This is a genomic window from Azospirillum sp. (assembly GCF_035627195.1).
Lineage (GTDB): Bacteria > Pseudomonadota > Alphaproteobacteria > Azospirillales > Azospirillaceae > Azospirillum.
Map to the genome: position 1 here is coordinate 34,189 of NZ_DASPMG010000196.1, position 22,418 is coordinate 56,606.

Below are 22,418 nucleotides of genomic sequence, written 5' to 3' on the forward strand. Positions count from 1 at the left end.
TGGGCGGAGAGGGGCGGCCGGCGGGGGGCGTCAGAACATTTCGATAACGCCAGGGGTGCGCAGATAATCGGCGGGGAAGTAGAGCGTCACCTGATGGTCGCCGCCGAAGTGCAGGACGACGCGGCCGCTGGCGTGGAACTCGGCGTCGGCCAGCAGGTCCTCCACCGTTTCGTAGCCGGCGCCGTTGATGAAGCGCTCCACCAGGATGCGGTCGTGGCCTGTGACGCCCACGGTGCCGCCGTCGGAGGAAAGATACTCGATCTGGTCCTGGCCGCTGTTGGAGCGGAAGATGAAGACATCGTCGCCAGCCGAACCGAACAGAGTGTCCCGACCGCCGCCGCCTTCGAACGTGTCGTTGCCCTCATAGCCCATCAGGCGATCATTGCCGTCGCCACCGTTCAGGTAGTCGTTGCCATCCCCTCCCAGGAGGGTGTCGTTGCCCAGATTCCCGTACGATGTACTCGATCCATGGTCACCCGAAATGGCATCATCGCCCTGTCCACCATACAGGGTGTCGTCTCCCTCACCTCCGCCAAGATCGTCGTTGCCCATGTTTCCATACAGAAGATCGTCGCCGTAATCGGCGTTGAGGAGGTCGGCACCCTGACCACCGAACAGGGTGTCGCTCCCCTCCTCGCCGAACATCCGATCTGCGCCCTGATTGCCGTACATGAGGTCGTTGCCTTGACCGCCAAAGAGCTGGTCATCGCCCATCCCCGCAATCAGCGTGTCGTCGGCTTCGTTGCCGTTCAGGAGGTCGTTGCCCTCGCCGCTGTCTTCGTAGTCGGCCCCTTTCGCCCCGACGAAATGGTCGTCTCCCGTCCCACCGATCAGCGTGTCGTTGCCATCCTCCCCGTCCAGCCAATCATCACCGGTACCGCCGGACAGCAGGTCGGCACCGGCCGAACCGGTCAGGTTGTCATTGCCGGCACCGCCCAGCAGCACGTCGTTGCCATCCGCGCCCTTCATGCTGTCGTCGCCGTCGCCGCCGTCCAGGCTGTCGTCGCCGGCCCCGCCGTACAGCGTGTCGTTGCCGCCCAGCCCGAGCAGCGTGTCGGCATCGGCGCTACCGGCCATGCCGTCGCCCGCCTCCGTGCCGGAACGCAACTGACCGGCGGCCTGCGCCGCGCGCGCGGCCCACGAAGTGCTGCCGACCTTCATCCACGTGAATTCCGAGGACGGCGCGGCGCGGGCAGCAAAAAGGTGGTCAAATCCCATGCCGGCATCCCTCTATGTGCGAGCCGCGACGAGGCGCGGCACGCCTCGGTAGTGCATACACGGTAGCGTGGTTGTTTTCGGGAAGGCAAGAGGACTGGAAGTGCTGCGGCAAACAAGCGCGTGCACCGACCGTTTGCGGCATATCAAGATATGCCGACTGTGCCTTGCGCAGGGTATTCGGTCGTCTGAAAAAGAGAAGCGTTAAATAAAATTACGATGAATTTTCCCCGGTTGGCCCCGCCCCCACCTTCGCCGCCTCCAGAATTTCCTCCGACAGCGTCGGGTCGTCCACCGCGCGGGCCATGACCATGGCGCCGACCATGGTCGCCACCGTCGCCAGCGCGCGCTCCCGGCGGTCCGGACCTTCCGGCAGCGTGTCGGCGACCAGCGCGGCCAGCGCCTCGATGCCTTCGGTGAAGGCGTGGCGGGTCTCGGGGGCGGCGCGGGGGGCCTCGGCACCCAGGGCGGCGATGGCGCAGCCGGCCCCCGGCGCGTCGCGGTGGCGCGGCGACAGGTAGAGGTCCAGCAGGGCGCGCAGCCCCTCCGGCCCCGGCCCCGCCTTGGACGCCGCCGCCTTGGACACTGCCTTCGACAGCGCGGCGCGGCCCTTGGTCAGCGCCTCCTCCACCGCCGCCGCGACCAGCGCGTCCTTGGACGCGAAGTGGCCGTAGAAGCCGCCGTGCGTCAGGCCGGCGGCCTTCATCAGGTCGGCCACGCCGATGCCCTCCACCCCGCGCTCGCGGAACAGGCGGGACGCGGTCTCCAGGATGCGGGCGCGGCTCTGCTCCTTGTGCTCCTTGGAATAGCGCATGGCGGGGGGCTTCCTTCGGCCAAAGGGTCGGTTGACAGATTGGATGACGGGCGTCATGTTTTCAATAACATGATGATCGTCATTCAATAAGGAGGGTGCCATGACCGCCGGAGATTCCATCGTCATCGCTGGGGCGGCGCGCACGCCGCTCGGCCGCTACCAGGGGGAACTGGCGGCGCTGCCCGCCCCGCGCCTGGGCGAGGCCGCCATCCGCGCGGCGCTGGAACGCGCCCGCGTGGCGCCGGATCGGGTGGACGAGGGGCTGATGGGCTGCGTGCTGCCGGCCGGGCAGGGGCAGGCCCCGGCGCGGCAGGCCATGCGCTTCGCCGGCATCCCCGACGCCGCCGGGGCGACGACGGTGAACAAGGTCTGCGGCTCCGGCATGAAGGCGGTGATGCTGGCGCACGACCTGCTGGTGGCGGGCAGCGCCGACGTGGTGGTGGCCGGCGGCATGGAGAGCATGTCGAACGCCGCCTACCTGCTGGACCGTGCGCGCGGCGGCTACCGCATGGGGCACGGCATGGTCTACGACCACATGATGCTGGACGGGCTGGAGGACGCCTACGACAAGGGCCGCTCCATGGGCACCTTCGGGGAGGCGACGGCGGCGCGCTACGGCTTCACCCGCGCCGAGCAGGACGCCTACGCGGCCGAGACGCTGCGCCGCGCGCAGGACGCCATCCGCACCGGCGCTTTCGAGGCGGAGGTGGTGCCCGTCGCCGTGCCGGCGCGCGGCGGTGCCGTGGTGGCGCACGACGAGAACCCGCCCAAGGTCTCGCCCGACAAGATCCCGGCGCTGAAGCCCGCCTTCGCGCCCGACGGCACCATCACCGCCGCCAGTTCCAGCGCCAACGCCGACGGCGCCGCGGCACTGGTGCTGACGCGCGCCAGCGTGGCCGAGCGCCTGGGCCTGCCGGTGCTGGCCCGCATCGCCGGCCACGCCGGCCACGCGCAGGAACCGGCGTGGTTCACCACCGCCCCCATCGGTGCCATGACCAAGCTGCTGGACCGCGTGGGCTGGCGGGCATCCGACGTCGACCTGTTCGAGATCAACGAGGCCTTCGCCGTGGTGGTGATGGCGGCGATGCGCGACCTGGGCCTGACGCACGACCGGGTGAACGTGCACGGCGGTGCCTGCGCGCTGGGCCACCCGATCGGCGCCTCGGGTGCCCGCATCATCGTCACGCTGCTGCACGCCATGGCCCGCCGGGGCGCGCGGCGCGGCGTGGCCTCCCTGTGCATCGGCGGCGGCGAAGCCACGGCGGTGGCGGTCGAGCGGGTGGGGTAGGGCGGCGGAAGGAGAACAGGGGACACGGATGGACACGGATGCCGGCTGAAGCCGGCGCACGGATGGACACTGATGAAAGGAAATAATTTTCTTATCCGTGTCCATCCGTGCAAAATCCGTGTCCATCCGTGTAAAAATTCAGCACGAGCCACCGGTGAGAGCCATGACCGAGCAGCTCGACAACGTCACCCCCGGCGACATCCTGCGCGAGGAATTCCTGGAGCCGATGGGCGTCAGCCAAGCCGATCTGGCGCGCGCCACCGGGCTGTCCACCGCCGCCGTATCGGAGATCGTCAACGGCAAGCGGGCCGTCACCGCCGAGGCCGACCTGCGGCTGTGCCGGTACTTCGGCCTGACCGAGGGCTATTGGATGCGGTTGCAGGTGGCGCACGACCTGCTGGCGGCCCGGCGGCGGATCGGCGCCGACCTTGACCGCATCACGCCACGGGCGGCCTGAGTCTTTGCCTTGCAAGCCGCGATTGCTTCGCTACCATCCCGCGCATATTCATGCATGGAGGTGGCGATGCGGCGTTGGTTCGGGATTGTTGCAACCCTTGGCCTGGTTCTGGCCGGCTGCGCGCCGCAGGGGGCGGTCTACGACCGATCCATCTACAGCACCGCGGTGTACGACGCGCAGAACGTCAAGCCGCTGAAGCCGCTCTCCTACCCGGTGCAGGCGGCGACGCTGACCAGCTATCCCAAGTGGGGCGAGGACGCGGTGGGCAAGACCACCACGCTCCAGCGCGACACCTGGATCACCGTCGAGCCGGAGGTGAAGGCGGTCTGCAGCACCTACCCGCGCGCCCAGGTGCTGGAGAAGCTGCACCAGCTGTTGGGCCTGAAGCCGGCCACCGAGGACGACGCCAAGCAGCGCTTCGTGCGCTTCGTCATCACCAGGGCGCAGCCGGTCGGCCCCACCGGTGCGGGTATCTTCCGCCCCTGCGCCGACCCCGACCCGGCCGCCACCTCCTGCGGCAACGCCATCAAGGGGCCGGACGCGTACGTGGCGTGGTTCGCCAAGCAGATGGCCTCGTCCTACGTGGTGGCGCCGACGGTGAAGGACGCCGGCTATCCCTGGACGCGGCTGGGCTACACCTACAACTGGGACCCGGCGGCGCCGACGCCGGTGGGCGCCCAGGAATACGTCGTGCCCGCCGGCACCGAGGTGACGGTGACCGAGGTGGTGAAGCCCGAGGACTACTGCGCGGCGCAATAAGGAAAAGGGCGGCGCCGGCGCTCTTCCGGCGCCGGCGCCGCCCACGGACCCGCCCCCCTGAACCGGCCCCCTGAACCGATCGCGTCAGCGGCAATCGGCGTCGTTGTCGCTGCCCAGCGGGCCGGGCAGGTATTCGAACTGGTCCTTCCAGTAGGACTGCGGCTGCTCGCCGTCGTAGGTGGCGCCGGCCTGGCAGTGCTTCTTCGGCGGCAGGGCGACACCCTTGCCCTTCTCGCAGCCCGGCGTCTCGCCGTCGTTGCCGCCGTTGCCCCAGCCGCAGTTGCCCTTCTTGGTGGTGTCCGGCTCGTCATAGCCCCAGGCCAGCGCGGCGTTGCGCGACCCGTCGACGACCAGCCCGACGCCCGCCAGCGGCAGGGCCACGCCCAGCACGCCGGCCGCGGCCAGCAAACGCCGCAGTGTCGTTTTGTTGCTCGCTGATGTTTTTTCGTTGCTCGTCATGTAAAATCTCCTTTACGCCTTGGTGGAGACTTGGCAAGTGGTGGGATTTGCCTTGGCCTGACAACAGTCGAATCTTGCCGTCATTTCGTCCAGCAAGCGTCCGTGGTGATCCTTTTGCGGCGAAGTCTTGGCGCTGCGCCCCGAACGTGCGAACGCGGATGGCGCCGCCGGGGCTTTGCCGGCCGTGCCCGCCGTGCTATCGCAATGCGCAGCGTCCGAAACCGTCATCGAACTCCGGGAATTGCCGCATGTCCGTCGCCGTCCGTTTCGCCCCGAGCCCGACCGGGTTGCTGCACGTGGGCAACGTGCGCCTCGCCCTGGTCAACTGGCTGTTCGCGCGCAAGCAGGGCGGCGATTTCCTGCTGCGCCTGGACGACACGGACGAGGAACGCTCGCGCCCCGAATACGCCGCCGGGATCGAGGAGGACCTGCGCTGGCTGGGCCTGACCTGGGACCGCTTCGCGCGCGAGAGCGACCGCTACGGCCGCTACGCCGCCGTGGCGGACCAGCTGAAGGCGGCCGGCCGCCTCTACCCCTGCTACGAGACGGCGGAGGAGCTGTCGCTGAAGCGCGCCAGCCTGATCGGCCAGGGCAAGCCGCCGATCTACGACCGCGCGGCACTCCGCCTGACCGACGACGCCCGCGCGACGTACGAGGCGGCGGGGCGCAAGCCGCACTGGCGCTTCAAGCTGGAGCATACGGCCGTGGAGTGGACCGACCTCGTGCGCGGGCCGGTGCATTTCGAAGGGGCGGCGCTGTCCGACCCCGTGCTGATCCGCGAGGACGGCCGGCCGCTCTACACGCTGACCTCGGTGGTGGACGACGCCGACCTCGCCATCACCCACGTCATCCGGGGCGAGGACCACGTCGCCAACACCGCCGTGCAGATCCAGATTTGGCAGGCGCTGGGTGCGGCCGTGCCGACCTTCGCGCACCTGCCGCTGCTGACGGACGCGGGCGGGCAGGGCCTGTCGAAGCGGCTGGGCAGCGGCAGCGTCAAGGCCCTGCGCGAGGATGAGGGGATCGAGCCGATGGCGCTCGCCAGCCTGCTCGCCAAGCTCGGCACCTCGGACGCCATCGAGCCGCGCCTGACGCTGGACGAGCTGGTGGCCGAGTTCGACATCGCCAAGGTCGCGCGCGGCACGCCCAAGTTCGACGGGGAGGAGCTGAAGCGCCTCAACGCCCGCATCCTGCACCTGACGCCGTTCGACGCGGTGGCCGGCCGGCTGGAGGCGCTGGGCTTCGCCGGTGCCGACGCCGCCTTCTGGGACGCCGTGCGGCCGAACCTGGAAACGCTGGCCGACGTCGGCGAATGGTGGACGGTGACGCACGCCCCCGTGGCCCCGGTGATCGGCGACGCCGCCTTCACCGCGACGGCCGCCGGCCTGCTTCCCGATGAACCGTGGGACACCGCCACCTGGGGGACCTGGACCAACGCCGTGAAGCAGGCGACGGGCCGGAAGGGGAAGGATCTGTTCCTGCCGTTGCGCCAGGCGCTGACCGGGCGCGACCATGGACCGGAACTGAAGAACCTGCTACCCCTGATCGGCCGGGCACGCGCTGTGCGACGCCTGTCCGGAGAGACCGCATAAGAAGAACGGGACCGCCATGCCGCTGGACCTCTACAACACGCTGACCCGCCGCAAGGAACGCTTCGAGCCGCAGACGCCCGATTCCGTCGGCATGTACGTGTGTGGTCCCACGGTGTACGACACCGCGCACATCGGCAACGCCCGCCCGGTGGTGGTGTTCGACGTGCTGTACCGGCTGCTGAAGCGCCTGTACGCGCAGGTGACGTACGTCCGCAACATCACCGACGTGGACGACAAGATCATCGACCGCTCCCGCGACAGCGGCGAGCCGATCGAGGCCCTGACCGAACGCACCACGCGCCTCTACCACGAGGACATGGGCGCCCTGAACGCGCTGCGCCCGGACATCGAGCCGCGCGCCACCCACCACATCGCGCAGATGATCGCGATGATCCAGCGCCTGATCGACACCGGCCACGCGTACGCGGCCGAGGGGCACGTGCTGTTCTCCGTCCCCTCCATGGCCGACTACGGCCAGCTCTCCCGCCGCTCGGTGGACGAGCTGATCGCCGGGGCGCGGGTGGAGGTGGCGCCCTACAAGCGCGACGCGCAGGACTTCGTTCTGTGGAAGCCGAGTGCGGCGGAGCAGCCGGGCTGGGACAGCCCCTGGGGCCGCGGCCGGCCGGGCTGGCACATCGAATGCTCCGCCATGTCGCAGGAACACCTGGGGGCGACCTTCGACATCCACGGCGGCGGCCTGGACCTGATCTTCCCGCACCACGAGAACGAGATCGCGCAGAGCCGCTGCGCCCACGGCACCTCGCACATGGCGAAGTACTGGGTGCACAACGGCTTCGTCACGGTGGAAGGCGAGAAGATGTCCAAGTCCCTGGGCAACTTCTTCACCGTGCATGACCTGCTGGACGAGTATCCGGGCGAGGCGATCCGCCTGACACTGCTCAGCGCCCATTACCGCCAGCCGCTGGACTTCACCCGCGACGGGCTGAAACAGGCCAAGGCGGCGCTCGACCGCTGGTACGGCGCCCTGCGCGGCGACCCGGCGCCCATCGGCGGCGACCTGCCGTTCGACGTGCTGGCGGCGCTGGAGGACGACCTCAACACCCCGCTGGCCATCAGCCACCTGCACGAGCTGGCGGGTGCGGTGAACCGCGCCGGCGACCCGGTGACCAAGGCCGCCTGCAAGGGCTCCCTGCTGGCCGCCGGCCGCGCCATGGGCCTGCTGGAGCAGGACCCGGAGGCGTGGTTCCGCTGGGCGCCCAAGGGTGCGGCGCAGCTGGACGACGCGGCGATCGAACAGCTGATCGCCGACCGCCAGGCGGCGCGCAAGGGCAAGGACTTCGCCGAGGCCGACCGCATCCGCAAGGCGCTCCTGGACCAGGGCATCGTCCTGGAAGACGGCCCCGGCGGCACCACCTGGAAGCGCGCGTAGCTTTTACCTCCCTCCCTCGCCTCCGGCGGGGGAGGGGTTGGTTACGCCGGCCGCATCGCCGCCGGCTCTCGCATGTCGGCGCCGATGGGGGCGTCGCGGGCGGCGCCGCGCATCTCCTCGGGCGGGCGGGGCAGGCCGGTGCGGTCGCTGTAGTCGGGCGGCGGGCCGGCCGCATCCGGCTCGTCGGCGTTCAGCAACTGCGTGCACAGCACGTCCAGCGCCGTCACCCCGGCCACCGCGGCGATGGCGAGGCCGACGCTGTCGCGCCGGGGGTTCTCGCGGTCCAGGCCGCGCGCCAGCGTGGCGAGGTCCAGCGCGTCGCCGCCGACGCGGCCCCAGATCCACGGCTTCGGGTCGCCCAGCGCCAGGATGCCCACGCCGGTGGCGATCTCCCGCGCGCCATAGGCGCGGATCAGGCCGGTGTGGTCCTCCATGCCCAGCGTGCGGGCCAGGGTGCGCCCCGCCACCAGTTCCGTCACGCCCAGCGCGATGCTGAACCAGCCCAGGCCGCGCGCCAGCGCGTCGCCGGTCGAGCCTCTGTGATAATAGGCCATAGCTCTTTCCTTTCCCTCAGACGGCGGGCGGGGCCGTCCGGCCCCTTGCCTTCGCGGCCATGTGGCCGCGGGGCCTCAACGGCCCAGTCGCGCTGCGCGCTCCCCTTACGGCTTGAGCACCACCTTGACGCAGCCGTCCTGCTTCTCGCGGAAGGTCGCGTACATCTGCGGTCCCTGCTCCAGGCCGACGGTGTGCGTGATGACGAAGGACGGGTCGATCTGCCCCTCCTGGATGCGGCGGAGCAGGTCGTCGGTCCAGCGGTTGACGTGCGTCTGGCCCATGCGCCACGTCAGACCCTTGTTCATCGACGCGCCGAACGGGATCTTGTCCAGCAGCCCGCCGTACACGCCGGGGATGGAGATCGTGCCCGCCGGCCGGCAGACGTAGATCATCTCGCGCAGCACGTGCGGCCGGTCGCTTTCCAGCATCACCGCCTGCTTGGCGCGGTCGTAGATGGAATCGAGCGTGGCGGTGGCGTGCGCCTCCATGCCCACGGCGTCGATGCACTTCTCCGGGCCCTTGCCGCCGGTCAGCTCCTTCAGGCGCTCGACGACGCTCTCCTCGTCGAAGTTGATGGTGATGGCGCCGCCGGCCTTGGCCATGGACAGCCGCTCGGGCACGCGGTCGATGGCGATGACCTGTTTCGCCCCCAGCAGCAGCGCGCTGCGGATCGTCATCTGGCCCACCGGACCCGCACCCCAGATCGCCACCGTGTCGGTCGGCTGGATGTCGCACTGCGCCGCCGCCTGCCAGCCGGTGGGGAAGATGTCGCCCAGGAACAGCACCTGTTCGTCCGTCAGCCCGTCGGGGATCTTCACGTGCGTGCGGTCGGCGAAGGGGACGCGCACGTATTCCGCCTGCCCGCCGGCATAGCCGCCGGTCAGGTGCGTGTAGCCGAACAGCCCGGCGGTGGCGTGGCCGAACACCTTGTCCGCCACGTCCTTGTTGCGGTTGGAGCGTTCGCAGACCGAGAAGTTGCCGCGTTTGCACTGCTCGCATTCGCCGCAGATGATGGTGAAGGGCACCACCACGCGGTCGCCCACCTTCAAGGCACCCTTGGCTTCCGGCCCGACCTCGACTACCTCGCCCATGAATTCGTGGCCCATGACGTCGCCGGACATCATGCCGGGCATGAAGCCGTCGTACAGGTGCAGGTCCGAGCCGCAGATGGCGCAGGTCGTCACCTTGATGATGGCGTCGCGCGGATGTTCGATCGTCGGATCGGGGACGGTGTCGTAGCGTATGTCGCCTTTGCCGTGCCAGCACAGCGCTTTCATCGCGTATCTCCCTCGCTTGACACCTGCGATGACAATCGCCGCGCCGTTGCGTTCCGCTGCGCGCTTCAAATCGGCCCTTTCCCGTGTTAAAGCAGCCGTGGGGCGCCCGCATCCGGCGGGTCGGCCCCGCTTTCGTTTCCGCGCCCGCGTTAAGGCGGGTGGCCTATGGGAGTTTTCCGATGCTCTGGCTCGCCGCCTACATCGGCAGCGTTGTCGCGATCAACGTTGCCTTCAGCGCGGCCCCGCACCTGGACCTTTTGTGGTCGTGCTGGGCCGGCCTCATCTTCATCCTGCGCGACATGGTGCAGGTACGCTACGGCCACTGGTCCATCGCCGCCATGCTGGCGGCCTGCGTGGCCTCGTACCTGCTGGCCGACCCGTTCGTCGCCACCGCCAGCGTCACCGCCTTCGCCGTGTCGGAGATGATCGACTGGGCGGTCTTCTCGGTGACCCGCCGGCCGCTGCGCGACCGGCTGTGGATCAGCTCGTCCATCTCGGTGCCGGTCGACACCGCGCTGTTCTTCGGCATGATCGGCGTGTGGGACCCGGCGGTGTGGACGGTGGGCCTCGCGTCCAAGCTGTTCGGCATCAGCATCGTCTGGGCGCTGATGCGCGCCCGCGAGGCCCGCGCCGTCGCGGCGTGACGGACCGCAGCGAGGCGCGCCGGCAAATTCCGGCACGCCTTGCTTCGCCGGACTGCGGTTTCTCACGAAGCAACAAAGGCGACCAAGAACACAAGGAGGCTCCGGCTTGGCGGCACCCCTGCGGCCGGGCCGGCGCCTCTTTGTGCGCTTACGTCCCCTTTGTTGCTTCGTGATCCCATGAGGCCGGCGTTACCGGCGCTTCCCGTGCCCCCGAAGCCTCCTCACCCCCACGCCCCGCAGTCCTTCACCACGATGGCGAAGCGGTCGGCCAGCGCCGCCAGTTCGGCGCGCTGCAGCTCGTCCGCCGTTACCACGCCACCCAATGGATCCGGCAGGTCGCGCGTCGCCGTGGCGGCGGCCACCAGCGTGTTGCGGTAGCCGAGGTCGAGCGCGGCGCGCACCGTGGCCGAGATGCACATGTGCGTCTGGAAGCCGGCGACGATCAGCTCCGGCCGGCCGGCGGCCTTGAGGCGCTCGTGCAGGTCGGTGCCGGCGAAGGAGTTGGGCAGGCCCTTCACCACCACCGCCTCGCCGTCCACGGGGGCGACGGCCGCGATGATGGCGCTGCCCGGCCCTTCCGGATCGAACAGCGCGCCGCCGGGCTTGCCGTGGTGCACCACGTGGAACACCGGCGCGCCGTGGCGGCGGGCGAGGTCCAGCAGGCGGGCGGTCTCCGCCACTGCGGCGTCGATGCCGGCCAGCGTCAGCTTTCCGGCCGCCGTGTACTCCACCTGCGCGTCGACGATCACCAGGGCGGCGCGGTCGAACGGGGCGGGGTGGGCCGGCGCGCCGGCCATGGCGAGAAGGCTGCGGGGGGTGGTCATGATGGTCTCCCTGATCGGTTGGTGCCCCCTTCGTACCCCGTTCATTTCCGCGCAGCCATTCGCTATCCTCGTGCAATGGCTGTTCAAAATCGATCAGGCCCCCCGACAGGCCCATTGGACTGGGAGGATCTGCGCGTCTTCGTGGCGCTGGCGCGGGCGGGCAGCCTGTCGGCGGCGGCGCGGGCGCTGAAGGTCAGCCACGCCACCGTCGGCCGCCGCATCGCCGCGCTGGAGGACACGCTGGGCCGCGCCCTGTTCGACCGCCGCGCCGACGGCTACGCGCTGACTGCCGAGGGGGCGGCGGTGCTGGAACTGGCCGCCGGCATGGACGAGCGGGCGCTGGCCATCCTGCGCCGCGCCGGCCGCGACGCCGGGCTGACCGGCACGGTGCGCCTGACCGCCACGGAATCCCTGGCCGAGCGCTTCCTGATCCCGCGCCTCGCCGCCTTCCGCCGCCGCCATCCCGGCATCGACCTGGAGGTGTTGAGCGATCCGCGCTCCCTCAGCCTCGCCAAGCGGGAGGCCGACGTGGCCGTGCGCCTCGCCCGGCCGCAGGCGGGGGAACTGGTCACCCGCCGCCTCGCCGCCATCGCCTACGGCGTCTACGCCGCACCGGACGGCGACGCGTCGGCCTGGGTGGGCTACGACGACTCCTACGCCCATCTGCCGGAGGCGCAGTGGCTGGCCCGGCACGCAACCGGCGCGCGCGTGGCGTTGCGGGCCAACAGCCTGCCGGCGCAGATCGCCGCCGTGCGGGCCGGCTTCGGCAAGGCGCTGCTGCCGCGCTGGTTCGCCGAGGAGGAGGGCGGCCTCCTGCCCCTGCCGCCGCCCGCCCCGCCGCCGGTGCGCGAGGCGTGGCTGGTGGTGCACCGCGACCTGAAGGACGTGCCGCGCGTGCGCGCCCTGATCGACGCCGTGGCCGCCGCCTTCGACGCGGAGCGGGACCGGCTGGGAACCCACTCCGTGTAGGGGCATGCGGCAACTTGTCGCGGCGCCGGGAGCCCTTATCTTGAATCGGGAGAGGTGTCCGTCACGGCGGGAGAGGATCGATGGCCGCATTGTTCTGGACGTTTGCCGCCTGGTACGCGTGCGGCGTCGCCAGCTTCCTGTACTGGTGGACGGAGGACGAGCCGGTGAACCGCGTCGTCCTCATGGACGCGCTGGCCTTCGGCGTGATGGGACCGTGCAACCTGCTGCTCGGCTACCTCATCCACCGCCTGCCCGACGCCGACCAGGAGGAAGGCGAGCCCGTTCCCGTGCGCATCCGCACGCGCGACCGGCGTTGAGGCAGGCTTCACTTTTGCCCCCTCCCTAACCCTCCCCCTCTTCGAGGTGGAGGGGACTGCCGCCGCTCTACCCTCCACCGCGCAGCGGGGGAGGGTGGCGAGCGCAAGCGAGCCGGGAGGGGGCCGCGTGGTCGTCGCTACGCAATGAGCCGCGCCCGCTCCTCGCCCGCCGCTCGGGCGGAGGCCGGCAGCTCGACCAGGAAGACGGTGCCGCGCCCGACGCGCGAGAGCACCCGCACCCGGTAGCCCAGCAGGCGCGTCAGCCGCGCCACCGTGGCCAGCCCCAGGCCCAGGCCCTTGGAGCGGTCGCGCTCCGGGTTGCCCACCTGGTAGAAGTCCTCGAAGATCAGGTGCAGGCGGTCGCGCGGGATGCCGGGGCCGGTGTCCTGCACCTTGATCACCGCGCCGCCCCGGCACGTGCGGCAGGACAGCAGGATGGTGCCGCTGCGCGTGTATTTCAGCGCGTTGTGCAGCAGGTTGCGCACGACGCGCTCCAGCATCGTCGGGTCGGTGTTCACGGTGACGGCGCGCAGGCGGATGCGCAGGGTCAGCCCCTTGGCCTCGGCCTCCGCGCGCAGCTCGCCGCCCAGGCGCGCCAGGAACATCGGCAGGTCCACCGGGCGAACCTGCGGGTGGGCGGCGCCGCTTTCCAGGGCGGCGATGTCCATCAGCGCGTTCAGCATGCGCTGCGCGGCGTCGAACCCGTCGCGCGCGCCGTCGACCAGCCGCCGCATGCCGGACGACGCCGGGTGCTCGGCGATCAGGTGCAGGTAGATGCCCAGCGTCTGCAGCGGCTGGCGCAGGTCGTGGCTGGCCGCCGCCAGGAACCGGCTCTTGGCGGCGTTGGCGTGCTCCGCCTCGGCGCTGGCGCGGGCCACCGCCGCATAGCTGTGGCGCAACGCCGCCGCCTGCCGCCGCTCGGCCAGCAGGGCGCGGGTGACGGCGCCGATCAGCACGCTGATGACCAGCCCGGCCGCCAGCGCCACCAGCGGCATGCGGCGGTCTACGGTGGCCTCGAACGCCGCCGTGGCGGCGATCTCCATCCGCCAGGGGCGGCCGAAGACGTTGACGGTGGTTGCGGCGTGCTGCCGGCCGCCGGGTTCGCCCGCGCTGTCGAACATCAGCGCCTCGGCCGCCGGCGCGGTGCCGTCGTAGAGCCGCACGTGCAGGTGCTCGCGCAGGCTGCCGGTGAGGAGGGAGTCCATCAGGTCGTTCATGCGGAACGGGCTGTAGACGAAGCCGCGGATCGCCGCGCGCCGCTCCGCCACCGTCGCCAGCGGCCGTGTCCAGTCGTAGACCGGCAGGTAGATGAGGAAGCCGGGCTGCACGTTCTCCCGCGTCTCCTGCACCAGCGTGACCTTGGCCGTGGCGACCGGCCGGCCCTCGTCGCGCGCCCGGTCCATGGCGGTGCGCCGCGTCGGCTCGGCGTGCATGTCGTAGCCGAAGGCGCGCAGGTTGCGGCCGGAGAACGGCTCCAGGTACAGGATGGGGAAGTAGGCGTCGCGCGGCCCCGGCGGCGTCACCGTGTAGCCGGGGAAGCCCTCGGCCCGCACCGCCGCCTCGTGCGCCGCCAGCCGGTCCGGCGGCACGTGCACGGCGAAGCCGATGCCCTGGATGCCGGGGGAGTGCAGGTCGACCCGCAGCCCGCCCACATAGGTGCGCCATTCGGCGCGGGTGACGTCGCCGCTGGCGTCTACGAAGGCGACCCCGCCGCGCAGCAGTTGCTCATAGGCGTTGAGGCGGGCGTTCACGGTGTCGGACAGGTCGCGCACCATGCCGCGGAAGCGCGCCTCGGCCAGCCGGTCCACCTGGTGCGCCAGCAGCCACCAGCCCAGCACCGTCAGCAGCAGGCTGAGCCCCAGCATCACCGCCGGCTCCCAGGCGAACGCCCGGTGCGGCGGCGCGTCGTCTTTCCGGTCCGGATTATCCTCGGTGGACGGCTCACCCATGGCACGCCATCCCCTACGCCGTGCCGGGGTGCAGCGTCTGCGTCAGGACGGCGTGCAGGTGCGGCGGCAGCACCGGCTTTTGCAGCACCGTCAGGCCGCAGGCGCGCGCCTCGTGCAGGTTCTCGGTGGAGGTGTCGCCGGTGATGATGATGCTTGGCACCTCGTGTCCGACCATGCTGCGCAGCCGCTGGATGGCCTGCAGCCCCGTGCGCCCCTCGCGCAGGCGGTAGTCGGCGACGATGAGATCCAGGGCCAGGTGCGGGGCCTGCCCCTGCAGCTTGTCCACCGCCTCGTCCTCGCTCTCGGCCGCCAGAACGTCGTAGCCCCAGGCGTCCAGCAGGATGTTGAAGGCCTGCAGGACGCTGACTTCATCGTCGATGACCATGATCAGGTGGCGGGCTGAGTTCGTCACGATTCCATGGGCTGTGGTGGCTGAGGGCAGTGGTGGCTGGGTGCGGCCGGGCTGGGCAGGATGCCTGTTTCGTAAACATAGTCGGGCACGCGGACGTTTCCAACGAATGCGCTCGATCCCGGCGAATCGGCGGAGGAAGTGGTTGAGAAGTGGCGGCGCTTCCGCCATTCTTCCTGCCTTTTCGGCATAGGTTCCCCCTTGGGGGTCCCTTCGGGACGAAGGTTAGGCGATGACCGGCGAACGCATCTACCTGTACGACACCACCCTGCGCGACGGGGCGCAGACCCAGGACGTGGACTTCTCGGTCGCCGACAAGATCGCCATCGCCAAGGACCTCGACCGCCTGGGCATCGACTATGTCGAGGGCGGCTGGCCCGGTGCGAACCCCACCGACGACCAGTTCTTCGCGCAGGCGCCGGAGATGGACCGCGCCACCTTCACCGCATTCGGCATGACCCGCCGGCCAGGCCGGAGTGCAGCCAACGATCCCGGCCTGTCGGCGCTGTTCAACTCGCGCTGCAAGGCGGTGTGCATGGTGGGCAAGACGTGGGACTACCACGTCGACGTGGCGCTGGGCATCCCGCGCGACGAGAACCTGGAGCTGATCCGCGACAGCGTCGCCGCCGCGCGCGAGGCCAAGGGCGAGGCGCTGTTCGACGCCGAGCATTTCTTCGACGGCTACAAGCGCAACCCCGAATACGCCGTGTCCTGCATCAAGGCGGCGTACGAGGCCGGGGCGCGCTGGGTCGTGCTGTGCGACACCAACGGTGGCACCCTGCCGCACGAGATCGACGCCATCGTGCGCGAGGTGGTGGAGACGCACGGCATCCCCGGCGAGAACCTGGGCATCCACTGCCACAACGACACCGAGAACGCGGTCGCCAACTCGCTGGCCGCCGTGCGTGCCGGCGTGCGCATGATCCAGGGCACCATCAACGGCCTGGGCGAGCGCTGCGGCAACGCCAACCTCGTCTCGCTGATCCCCACGCTGATGCTGAAGCTGGGCTACGAGACCGGCGTCCGGCGGGATGAGCTGCCGCGCCTCACCGCGCTCAGCCACACCCTGGACGAGCGGCTGAACCGCGCGCCCAACCGCCACGCCCCCTACGTCGGCGCCAGCGCCTTCGCGCACAAGGGCGGCCTGCACGTCTCCGCGATCGAGCGCAACCCCGACACCTACGAGCACGTGCCGCCCGACGCGGTCGGCAACCGCCGCGTCATCGTCGTGTCCGACCAGGCCGGCCGGTCCAACATCGTGGCCCGCCTGCGCGAGATCGGCGTGGAGATCGACGGCAAGGATCCGCGCCTGCCGCAGCTCCTCGACCTCGTCAAGCTGCGCGACACCGAGGGCTACGCCTACGACACGGCGGAGGCCAGCTTCGAGCTGCTGGTGCGCGGCCAGCTGAAGCAGCTGCCCAACTACTTCGAACTGCTGCGCTTCCACGTCACGGACGAGCGGCGCTACAACGCCAAGGGCGATCTGGTCATCGAGTCCGAGGCGGTGGTGCGCGTGCGCATGGGCCAGACCATCCACCTGCACGTCGCCGACGGCAACGGCCCGGTGAACGCGCTGGACCAGGCCATGCGCAAGGCGCTGGAGCCGGTGTACCCGGAGCTGGAAGGCATCAAGCTGGTCGACTACCGCGTGCGCATCCTGGCCGCCAGCGACGCCACCGGCGCCAAGCCGCGCGTGCTGATCCGCTCGCAGAACGCCGACGGGACGGAGTTCTCGACGCTGGGCGTCTCCACCAACATCATCGAGGCGTCGATGGAGGCACTGGTGGACAGCTACGCCTACACCCTCTTCAAGGCCGGCGTGACGGCACGGACCTGACATGACCTCCGGCAAGGACCCCAACCGCCCCTTCATCACCGGCGGCCCGTCGATCATCCTGGTCGAGCCGCAGCTCGGCGAGAACATCGGCGCCTGCGCGCGCGCCATGCTGAACTGCGGGCTGACCGACCTGCGCCTCGTGCGCCCGCGCGACGGCTGGCCGAACGAGAAGGCGACGGCCGCGGCCAGCGGCGCCGACCTCGTGCTCGACAACGCCAAGCTTTTCGCGACGACGGCGGAGGCCGTGGCCGACCTGCACGTGGTCTACGCCACCACCGTGCGCACCCGCGGCATGATCCAGGAGTTCGTGACGCCCCGCGTGGCGGCGGAGCAGCTGCGCGCCCACTACGCCGCCGGCCACGGCACGGGCGTGATGTTCGGGCCGGAGCGCACCGGCCTCGTCAACGACGACCTGACGCTGGCGGAAAAGCTCATCACCGTGCCGCTCAACCCGGCCTTCAGCTCGCTGAACCTCGCCCAGGCCGTGCTGCTGATCGGCTACGAGTGGTTCCAGACCGGCGAGGTGCCGCCCGACCGCGTCCTGCACACCGGCCAGACCCGCCCGGCCACCAAGGCGGAGCTGCTGAACTTCTTCGACCATGTGGAGAGCGAGCTGGACCGCACCGGCTTCTTCACCACGCCGGAGAAGCGCCCCTCCATGGTGCGCACCATCCGCAACGCGTTCGAGCGCATGCAGATGACGGAACAGGAGGTGCGCACCTTCCACGGCATCATCGCCGCGCTGACCGGCCGGCGGAAGGGCGAGAAGTAGGGCCTATTCGGCGGCGTCCTTGCGCGCCATGTGGGCGCGCAGGATGGCGTTGACGGCCTCGTCGGGCAGTCCGCCGCCCTGGCCCGCGATCCATGCCGCGACGTCCTCGTCCAGGCGGACCCAGCGATGGCGGTTGCGCAGGGGCACCTGGATGAAGCCGCGCTCGAACGCATCGGGCGGCATGGGCGGGTTGGCATCCGGATCCCCGGGGACGGCCCGTTCCACGTCCTCCTCGGTCATGGCCTCGACGCGCGCCCAGTCGGTCTTGCCTTTACCAAGCTGATCCGCCGTGCGCCTGACGATACGCTCTGCGCTCATGGGTGCGCGCCCTCCGCGCTGAAATGATCCGGATGTTGCCCTGCCGGAACGTGTAGATCACCGTGTAAAGCCGGCCGCCGATGGGGCCGGTCGCCAGGAACCGTTCCTCGCCGCGATACGCCGCCGGTTCGACCCAGGCGTCCTCAAGCAAGATGGCGGCGGCGTCCTCGAAGTCGATGCCGTGCTTGGCGATGTTCGCCGCGTTCTTGGCCTCGTCCCACTCGAACTCCCCGCCAAATGCCATGTCGAGCCTACGCCGGTGATGCCCATGCGTCCAGCGCGCCGCGGGCCTGCGGCAGCGGGCGCGTGGCGGATCGTCGCCCAGGGGCGTACACTGCGCGATGCGTCACACCATCGCATGGGGTTGGCCATGACTTCTTCGCGCGCGCAGACGCTGGCGGTCGTGCGGGAGGCGCTGGCGCGCTTCGCCGCCAACGATGTCGAGGGGCTCCTGAAGCTGCTCGACGACGACGTGGAATGGCAGGAGCCGGACACCGGCGGCCGTCTGCCGTGGAGCGGCTATTACCGCGGCAAGTCGGGCGTGCTGATCTGGCTGCAGGCGCTGGGCGCCGTCGACGACCTGAAGATCGAGCCGCGCGAGTTCCTGGCCGACGGCGACCGTGTCGTCGTGCTGGCGCGCGAGACGGGGCGCATGCGTGCCACCGGCCGCGCCTTCGACAGCGATCTGGCGCTGGTCTTCACCGTGGCCGGCGGCCGGATCACGGCCATGCGCGTGTTCGCCAACACCGCCGCCCAGGTCGAGGCCGCGACGGCCCACTGACTCCGCCACAACCTGTTTGACAGGCGCCGCGCGATGCGTATAGTGCGCGGCCTCACTCCCGGGAAGGTGGGCGTGCGTCCGTTTTGACGCCCGGTCCTCGGATGGCTGCCCCATGGGCGGCCGCTGCTGGAACTACCGGGACAACATCAGCTCGTCCAAAACGAGGATCACATGAGCAAGCGTCAAGAGTCCAAGTACAAGATCGACCGCCGCCTCGGCGTCAACCTGTGGGGCCGCGCCAAGAGCCCGGTGAACCGCCGCGAGTACGGCCCCGGCCAGCACGGCCAGCGCCGCAAGAAGCCGTCGGACTACGGCCTGCAGCTGATGGCCAAGCAGAAGCTGAAGGGCTACTACGGCAACATCGGCGAGAAGCAGTTCCGCAAGATCTACCAGGAGGCCGTGCGCCGCAAGGGCGACACCGGCGAGAACCTGATCGCCCTGCTGGAGCGCCGCCTGGACGCCGTCGTCTACCGCATGAAGTTCGCGCCGACCCCGTTCGCCGCGCGCCAGATCATCAACCACGGCCACATCCTGGTGAACGGCCGCCGCCTGAACGTGCCGTCGGCGCAGATCAAGGACGGCGACACCATCGAGGTGAAGTCGAAGTCCAAGCAGATGGCGCTGATCCTGGAGTCGGTGTCCTCGCAGGAGCGCGACATCCCCGAGTACCTGGAAGTCGACACCGGCGCCATGAAGGGCAAGTTCGTCCGCGCCCCGCAGCTGGCGGACGTGCCGTACCCGGTGCAGATGGAACCGAACCTGGTCATCGAGTTCTACTCGCGCTGATCGATCGGTTTTCCGCCGAGACAGGAAAGGCCGCGCCTCCGGGCGCGGCCTTTTTCGTTGCGCGCCCAGTCGTCGCGTGCCCTGTCGTCGCGGTGCGGGCGCGCCGCGACCGGGATTCTGGAAATGCGGCAGTATAATTATGCATTTTACTTGAATAGATTAAATTTCTTCTAGACGCTGTTTCTCATCAATACCGTGCACCGGCGGCGGGGAACACGAATGACCAAGCCTGTATGGAGTTCCTGGACGGACCTGGGGCGGCTGAGCATCAACACGAACGTGCAGCGGGGACGCCAACTCGCCGCGTTGCCCAACGACGGCGGCGGGGTGGACGTGCACCTGGTCGGCGACGACGGCGAGATCTGGCGCCGGTCGCTGGACGGCGGCGGGGCGCATGGCTGGGGCCCGTGGCATGGCCTGGGCAATCCATCCATTCAGAAGACCAGGGGCATGGTCGCGGTCATGAGCCATATCGCCGCCGGCCGCTCGGGGAGCGGCCGCGTGGCGGTGTTCCACAAGCTGCGGGGAAACAACCTGCTCGACTGCTGCCTTCTGGAGGACGGGCGGGTTCCTGGCTCTTGGGTGGTCCACTCCCAGAACGCCGGGCTTCCCAACGACGGCCGGTTGGACTTCCAGTGGATGTTGGAGCAGGCCACGCCCGGCGACTGGGTGCAAATGGCCGTGGCGACGGATGGCGAAGGCCGCGTCAACGTGTTCGCCATCGCTTCGGACCAGACGCTGTACCGGTACCGGCTGGAGAGCGAGGCGCCCCCCGCCTGGTCCGCCCAGGACCTCGGTGTCCGATGCCAGGAAGTCGCCGTGGCGTGCAACGGCGACGGCATGTTGGAAGTGTTCTACGGCGCCGTGGGGCAGCCGGTCCGTCATTTCCGGCAGGCCGGCGTGGGGTCCCGGGAATGGTCGCCCGTGCGCGACATCTTCGACCGCGCGTGCGAGGGCGTCGCCGCCGTGCGCATCGCCGACGGCCGTGTCGCGGCGTTCGTCATCGCCGACAAGCACGCCTTCGTCAACAAGCGGGTCCGGACGGCGTCCGACGACTGGATGGGCTGGCATAATCTTGGCGGCAACTGCCGGAAGATCATCGTGCCCGTCAACGGCCAGGGGCACGCGATCGCCCTGACCGGATACCTCGGCCTCGACCATATCCAGGAGGATGCCGCGTCCGAAACCGGCTGGTCGCAACGGATGCCACTGACCACCATGCAGACCTGTGGCCAGGTCGCCGCGGCCCAGGGGAACGGGCGGCTGGACGTGGTCTTCCTCCGCCTGCCGGACGGTGCCGACCCGCGCCCTCAACTCATGCACGCGTGTCTGTACGACGCATTGCCCGGGCCGGCGGGCTGGTCCGCGTGGCAGATGCTGGACGACGGACGGCGCGAGATCGCCATCGCTCAAGGCAGGTCATCGGACGCAGCGCTCGCCATCGGCCGGGACCAGACGCTGTTCCACTTCCGGAAGGACGGCGGCACTCCCACCGGCTGGTCGGCGCGGCAAGCGATGAGCGGCCCGTGGAAGCGCGTCGCCATCACGGCCTGCCACCCCGACCTGACGGCGTTTGCCATCCACGCCGATGGTACGCTCCGGTGCGCGTCGCGGAAATCCTCGCCGGATGCCGGTGGTCCCTGGTCGGATTGGCAGAACCTGGGCGGCAACTGGGAGGCGGTCGCGCCGTTCGGCCATATCAAGTCGTCGCCGGGCGTGGTTGCCCTGGGTGCGGACGGCACGCTTCGCTACACGACGGACGTGAAGGCATCCGGTGAATGGTCCACCTGGGCAACGCTGGAGGGCTCGTGGAAACGCGTCGCCGCCGGTCTGACCCGGGCGATGACGCTGGACGTGTTCGCCATCGGCACGGACGACCAGCTTTATTACCAATGGGTGGATCTCTGGCACGGCGAATCTCGCTGGACGGGCTGGGATTGCCTGGGCGGCGCCTGGAAGGAGGTCGCCGTGTCGAACGGCCCGTTCGACTACGGAGGGGTGGTCTTCGCCATCGGCATGGATGACGCGCTCTACCGCATGCATCAAACACCCCATGGCTGGTCGGCTTGGGAGAACATGGGCGGCCGGTGGTCGCGCGTCGCCGCGTTTTGGAATGCCAATGGGCCGTTGGAGGTGTGCGCCATCTCCCAGCAGGGCGTGCTCTACAACATCCAGGACGCCGGGCGGACCGTCAACCCATGGCGTCCCCCTCTCCCTCGCCAGCGGTAGCGTGCGCCGCCGGCGCCTGGAACGGGGCATGTGACCCGGTGAGGGCAGGCGCGCCCGTTTGTCTCGGCCTTTTCCGTTGCGGGCGCGCCGTGGCTTCGCTTTGATGGCGCGGTGCGGGCGGGACCCGCAACGGAGAGGTGCGTGGTCATGAACGAAGACCGGGTGCAGCGGCGGCTCACCACGATCCTGGCCGCCGACGTGGCCGGCTACTCCCGCCTGATGGGGGAGGAGGAGGAGGGCACGCTGGCCGCGCTGAAGGCGCACCGGCGCGAGCTGATCGACCCCAAGATCGCCGAGCATCGCGGGCGCGTCGTCAAGACCACCGGCGACGGCCTGCTGGTGGAATTCCCCAGCGTCGTCGACGCCGTCCGCTGCGCCGTGGAGGTGCAGCGCGGCATGTCCCTGCGCAACGAGACGGTGCCGGCCGGCCGGCGGCTGGAATTCCGCATGGGCGTCAACGTCGGCGACGTCATCATCGACGAGGACGGCGACATCTTCGGCGACGGCGTGAACGTCGCCGCACGGCTGGAAGGTCTGGCCGATCCCGGCGGCATCGTCGTCAGCCGTTCGGTGCGCGACTACGTGCGCGACAAGCTGTCCTTCGACTTCGAGGACATGGGCGAGCGGCGCGTCAAGAACATCGCCCGGCCGGTCGAGGTGCACCGCGTCCGCTACGGCGGCGGCGATCTGGCGGCGGTGGCCGGCGCCACGCAGCTGATCGCCCCGGCGCTGCACCCGCCGCCGCCCGAGCCGCCGGCCCGGAAGGGAGCGCCGTGG

The 22,418-nt window shown here is 70.0% G+C and carries 24 protein-coding genes; 14 read left to right on the forward strand and 10 right to left on the reverse strand.

The genetic code is table 11. The annotated features are described in order from the left end of the window. Positions 1-30: 30 nt before the first annotated feature. Together VED21_RS18180 and VED21_RS18185 are read right to left on the reverse strand one after the other, a co-directional pair. A complete protein-coding gene (locus VED21_RS18180; RefSeq protein ID WP_324884559.1) occupies positions 31-1,218 on the reverse strand; it encodes a calcium-binding protein in 1,188 nt (395 codons plus the stop codon). Positions 1,219-1,429: 211 nt separating this feature from the next. After that, positions 1,430-2,029, reverse strand: coding sequence for a TetR/AcrR family transcriptional regulator (locus VED21_RS18185; protein ID WP_324884561.1), 600 nt, complete (start codon positions 2,027-2,029; stop codon positions 1,430-1,432). Positions 2,030-2,129: 100 nt separating this feature from the next. Between VED21_RS18185 and VED21_RS18190 the strand changes: the two genes are divergently transcribed. The 3 genes from VED21_RS18190 (at position 2,130) to VED21_RS18200 (ending at position 4,533) form a co-directional block, all read left to right on the forward strand. Continuing rightward, positions 2,130-3,317 (forward strand): acetyl-CoA C-acyltransferase, encoded by a 1,188-nt coding sequence (locus VED21_RS18190; RefSeq protein ID WP_324884563.1) that lies wholly within the window; start codon positions 2,130-2,132, stop codon positions 3,315-3,317. Positions 3,318-3,480: 163 nt separating this feature from the next. Then, positions 3,481-3,774 carry a HigA family addiction module antitoxin gene (locus tag VED21_RS18195; RefSeq protein ID WP_324884566.1) on the forward strand — a complete coding sequence of 98 codons (294 nt, stop codon included), beginning with the start codon at positions 3,481-3,483 and terminating at the stop codon, positions 3,772-3,774. A 66-nt stretch (positions 3,775-3,840) separates the two neighbouring features. Beyond that, positions 3,841-4,533 (forward strand): hypothetical protein, encoded by a 693-nt coding sequence (locus tag VED21_RS18200; RefSeq protein WP_324884568.1) that lies wholly within the window; start codon positions 3,841-3,843, stop codon positions 4,531-4,533. 84 nt (positions 4,534-4,617) lie between these two features. Here the strand turns inward: VED21_RS18200 and VED21_RS18205 are convergent, their stop codons facing one another. Further along, complete coding sequence (locus tag VED21_RS18205) at positions 4,618-4,992, reverse strand: hypothetical protein (protein WP_324884570.1); 375 nt, start codon at positions 4,990-4,992, stop codon at positions 4,618-4,620. A gap of 248 nt (positions 4,993-5,240) precedes the next feature. On the opposite strand from VED21_RS18205, the gene gltX reads away from it, so the two are divergent. Both gltX and cysS read left to right on the forward strand, forming a co-directional pair. Continuing rightward, positions 5,241-6,584, forward strand: a complete 1,344-nt coding sequence (gltX, locus tag VED21_RS18210; protein WP_324884572.1) for a glutamate--tRNA ligase — start codon at positions 5,241-5,243, stop codon at positions 6,582-6,584. Between the two features lie 16 nt (positions 6,585-6,600). Next, positions 6,601-7,974: a cysteine--tRNA ligase gene (gene cysS, locus VED21_RS18215; RefSeq protein WP_324884575.1), complete on the forward strand. Its 1,374-nt coding sequence runs from the start codon at positions 6,601-6,603 to the stop codon at positions 7,972-7,974. A gap of 41 nt (positions 7,975-8,015) precedes the next feature. Here cysS and VED21_RS18220 read toward each other — a convergent pair whose 3' ends face one another. Further along, positions 8,016-8,528 carry a cyclase dehydrase gene (locus VED21_RS18220; RefSeq protein ID WP_324884577.1) on the reverse strand — a complete coding sequence of 171 codons (513 nt, stop codon included), beginning with the start codon at positions 8,526-8,528 and terminating at the stop codon, positions 8,016-8,018. Positions 8,529-8,633: 105 nt separating this feature from the next. After that, on the reverse strand, positions 8,634-9,806 hold the full coding sequence (locus tag VED21_RS18225; protein ID WP_324884579.1) for a zinc-dependent alcohol dehydrogenase: 1,173 nt from the start codon (positions 9,804-9,806) through the stop codon (positions 8,634-8,636). A gap of 179 nt (positions 9,807-9,985) precedes the next feature. Here VED21_RS18225 and VED21_RS18230 point away from each other — a divergent pair, with 179 nt between their 5' ends. Next, complete coding sequence (locus VED21_RS18230) at positions 9,986-10,450, forward strand: preQ0 transporter (RefSeq protein WP_324884581.1); 465 nt, start codon at positions 9,986-9,988, stop codon at positions 10,448-10,450. A 221-nt stretch (positions 10,451-10,671) separates the two neighbouring features. Here VED21_RS18230 and VED21_RS18235 read toward each other — a convergent pair whose 3' ends face one another. Continuing rightward, entirely contained in the window at positions 10,672-11,274 is a 603-nt protein-coding gene (locus VED21_RS18235; RefSeq protein WP_324884583.1) for a cysteine hydrolase family protein, read from the reverse strand. A 114-nt stretch (positions 11,275-11,388) separates the two neighbouring features. On the opposite strand from VED21_RS18235, the gene VED21_RS18240 reads away from it, so the two are divergent. Next, positions 11,389-12,243 carry a LysR family transcriptional regulator gene (locus VED21_RS18240; RefSeq protein ID WP_324884585.1) on the forward strand — a complete coding sequence of 285 codons (855 nt, stop codon included), beginning with the start codon at positions 11,389-11,391 and terminating at the stop codon, positions 12,241-12,243. Between the two features lie 80 nt (positions 12,244-12,323). Then, positions 12,324-12,560 carry a hypothetical protein gene (locus VED21_RS18245; RefSeq protein WP_324884587.1) on the forward strand — a complete coding sequence of 79 codons (237 nt, stop codon included), beginning with the start codon at positions 12,324-12,326 and terminating at the stop codon, positions 12,558-12,560. 137 nt (positions 12,561-12,697) lie between these two features. Here VED21_RS18245 and VED21_RS18250 read toward each other — a convergent pair whose 3' ends face one another. Together VED21_RS18250 and VED21_RS18255 are read right to left on the reverse strand one after the other, a co-directional pair. Continuing rightward, positions 12,698-14,509: a CHASE domain-containing protein gene (locus VED21_RS18250; RefSeq protein WP_324884589.1), complete on the reverse strand. Its 1,812-nt coding sequence runs from the start codon at positions 14,507-14,509 to the stop codon at positions 12,698-12,700. A 13-nt stretch (positions 14,510-14,522) separates the two neighbouring features. Further along, positions 14,523-14,921, reverse strand: a complete 399-nt coding sequence (locus tag VED21_RS18255; RefSeq protein ID WP_324884591.1) for a response regulator — start codon at positions 14,919-14,921, stop codon at positions 14,523-14,525. 229 nt (positions 14,922-15,150) lie between these two features. Here VED21_RS18255 and cimA point away from each other — a divergent pair, with 229 nt between their 5' ends. Beyond that, the gene (cimA, locus tag VED21_RS18260) at positions 15,151-16,755 is read left to right on the forward strand and encodes a citramalate synthase (RefSeq protein WP_324884594.1); all 1,605 of its coding nucleotides are present in this window, start codon (positions 15,151-15,153) and stop codon (positions 16,753-16,755) included. A gap of 1 nt (position 16,756) precedes the next feature. Then, positions 16,757-17,527: an RNA methyltransferase gene (locus VED21_RS18265; protein WP_324884596.1), complete on the forward strand. Its 771-nt coding sequence runs from the start codon at positions 16,757-16,759 to the stop codon at positions 17,525-17,527. Positions 17,528-17,530: 3 nt separating this feature from the next. On the opposite strand, the gene VED21_RS18270 is transcribed toward VED21_RS18265, so the two are convergent. Both VED21_RS18270 and VED21_RS18275 read right to left on the reverse strand, forming a co-directional pair. After that, entirely contained in the window at positions 17,531-17,845 is a 315-nt protein-coding gene (locus VED21_RS18270) for a hypothetical protein (protein WP_324884598.1), read from the reverse strand. Next, positions 17,799-18,089 carry a BrnT family toxin gene (locus tag VED21_RS18275; protein WP_324884600.1) on the reverse strand — a complete coding sequence of 97 codons (291 nt, stop codon included), beginning with the start codon at positions 18,087-18,089 and terminating at the stop codon, positions 17,799-17,801. The genes VED21_RS18270 and VED21_RS18275 overlap by 47 nt, the downstream gene beginning before the upstream one ends. 126 nt (positions 18,090-18,215) lie before the next feature. Between VED21_RS18275 and VED21_RS18280 the strand changes: the two genes are divergently transcribed. The 4 genes from VED21_RS18280 to VED21_RS18295 all read left to right on the forward strand — a co-directional run. Next, complete coding sequence (locus VED21_RS18280; RefSeq protein WP_324884602.1) at positions 18,216-18,626, forward strand: nuclear transport factor 2 family protein; 411 nt, start codon at positions 18,216-18,218, stop codon at positions 18,624-18,626. 171 nt (positions 18,627-18,797) lie between these two features. Further along, positions 18,798-19,412, forward strand: coding sequence for a 30S ribosomal protein S4 (gene rpsD / locus VED21_RS18285; protein ID WP_324884604.1), 615 nt, complete (start codon positions 18,798-18,800; stop codon positions 19,410-19,412). Between the two features lie 219 nt (positions 19,413-19,631). Continuing rightward, complete coding sequence (locus VED21_RS18290) at positions 19,632-21,641, forward strand: hypothetical protein (protein ID WP_324884607.1); 2,010 nt, start codon at positions 19,632-19,634, stop codon at positions 21,639-21,641. A 147-nt stretch (positions 21,642-21,788) separates the two neighbouring features. Next, on the forward strand, positions 21,789-22,418 hold a 630-nt coding region (locus VED21_RS18295), incomplete at its 3' end, for an adenylate/guanylate cyclase domain-containing protein (protein WP_324884611.1).

Bases quoted from the DNA above. Each gene is read 5' to 3' on its own strand.
- VED21_RS18180 (WP_324884559.1), bottom strand. From the start codon at position 1,218: ATGGGATTTGACCACCTTTTTGCTGCCCGCGCCGCGCCGTCCTCGGAA.
- VED21_RS18185 (WP_324884561.1), bottom strand. From the start codon at position 2,029: ATGCGCTATTCCAAGGAGCACAAGGAGCAGAGCCGCGCCCGCATCCTG.
- VED21_RS18190 (WP_324884563.1), top strand. From the start codon at position 2,130: ATGACCGCCGGAGATTCCATCGTCATCGCTGGGGCGGCGCGCACGCCG.
- VED21_RS18195 (WP_324884566.1), top strand. From the start codon at position 3,481: ATGACCGAGCAGCTCGACAACGTCACCCCCGGCGACATCCTGCGCGAG.
- VED21_RS18200 (WP_324884568.1), top strand. From the start codon at position 3,841: ATGCGGCGTTGGTTCGGGATTGTTGCAACCCTTGGCCTGGTTCTGGCC.
- VED21_RS18205 (WP_324884570.1), bottom strand. From the start codon at position 4,992: ATGACGAGCAACGAAAAAACATCAGCGAGCAACAAAACGACACTGCGG.
- gltX (WP_324884572.1), top strand. From the start codon at position 5,241: ATGTCCGTCGCCGTCCGTTTCGCCCCGAGCCCGACCGGGTTGCTGCAC.
- cysS (WP_324884575.1), top strand. From the start codon at position 6,601: ATGCCGCTGGACCTCTACAACACGCTGACCCGCCGCAAGGAACGCTTC.
- VED21_RS18220 (WP_324884577.1), bottom strand. From the start codon at position 8,528: ATGGCCTATTATCACAGAGGCTCGACCGGCGACGCGCTGGCGCGCGGC.
- VED21_RS18225 (WP_324884579.1), bottom strand. From the start codon at position 9,806: ATGAAAGCGCTGTGCTGGCACGGCAAAGGCGACATACGCTACGACACC.
- VED21_RS18230 (WP_324884581.1), top strand. From the start codon at position 9,986: ATGCTCTGGCTCGCCGCCTACATCGGCAGCGTTGTCGCGATCAACGTT.
- VED21_RS18235 (WP_324884583.1), bottom strand. From the start codon at position 11,274: ATGACCACCCCCCGCAGCCTTCTCGCCATGGCCGGCGCGCCGGCCCAC.
- VED21_RS18245 (WP_324884587.1), top strand. From the start codon at position 12,324: ATGGCCGCATTGTTCTGGACGTTTGCCGCCTGGTACGCGTGCGGCGTC.
- VED21_RS18250 (WP_324884589.1), bottom strand. From the start codon at position 14,509: ATGGGTGAGCCGTCCACCGAGGATAATCCGGACCGGAAAGACGACGCG.
- cimA (WP_324884594.1), top strand. From the start codon at position 15,151: ATGACCGGCGAACGCATCTACCTGTACGACACCACCCTGCGCGACGGG.
- VED21_RS18265 (WP_324884596.1), top strand. From the start codon at position 16,757: ATGACCTCCGGCAAGGACCCCAACCGCCCCTTCATCACCGGCGGCCCG.
- VED21_RS18270 (WP_324884598.1), bottom strand. From the start codon at position 17,845: ATGAGCGCAGAGCGTATCGTCAGGCGCACGGCGGATCAGCTTGGTAAA.
- VED21_RS18275 (WP_324884600.1), bottom strand. From the start codon at position 18,089: ATGGCATTTGGCGGGGAGTTCGAGTGGGACGAGGCCAAGAACGCGGCG.
- VED21_RS18280 (WP_324884602.1), top strand. From the start codon at position 18,216: ATGACTTCTTCGCGCGCGCAGACGCTGGCGGTCGTGCGGGAGGCGCTG.
- rpsD (WP_324884604.1), top strand. From the start codon at position 18,798: ATGAGCAAGCGTCAAGAGTCCAAGTACAAGATCGACCGCCGCCTCGGC.
- VED21_RS18290 (WP_324884607.1), top strand. From the start codon at position 19,632: ATGACCAAGCCTGTATGGAGTTCCTGGACGGACCTGGGGCGGCTGAGC.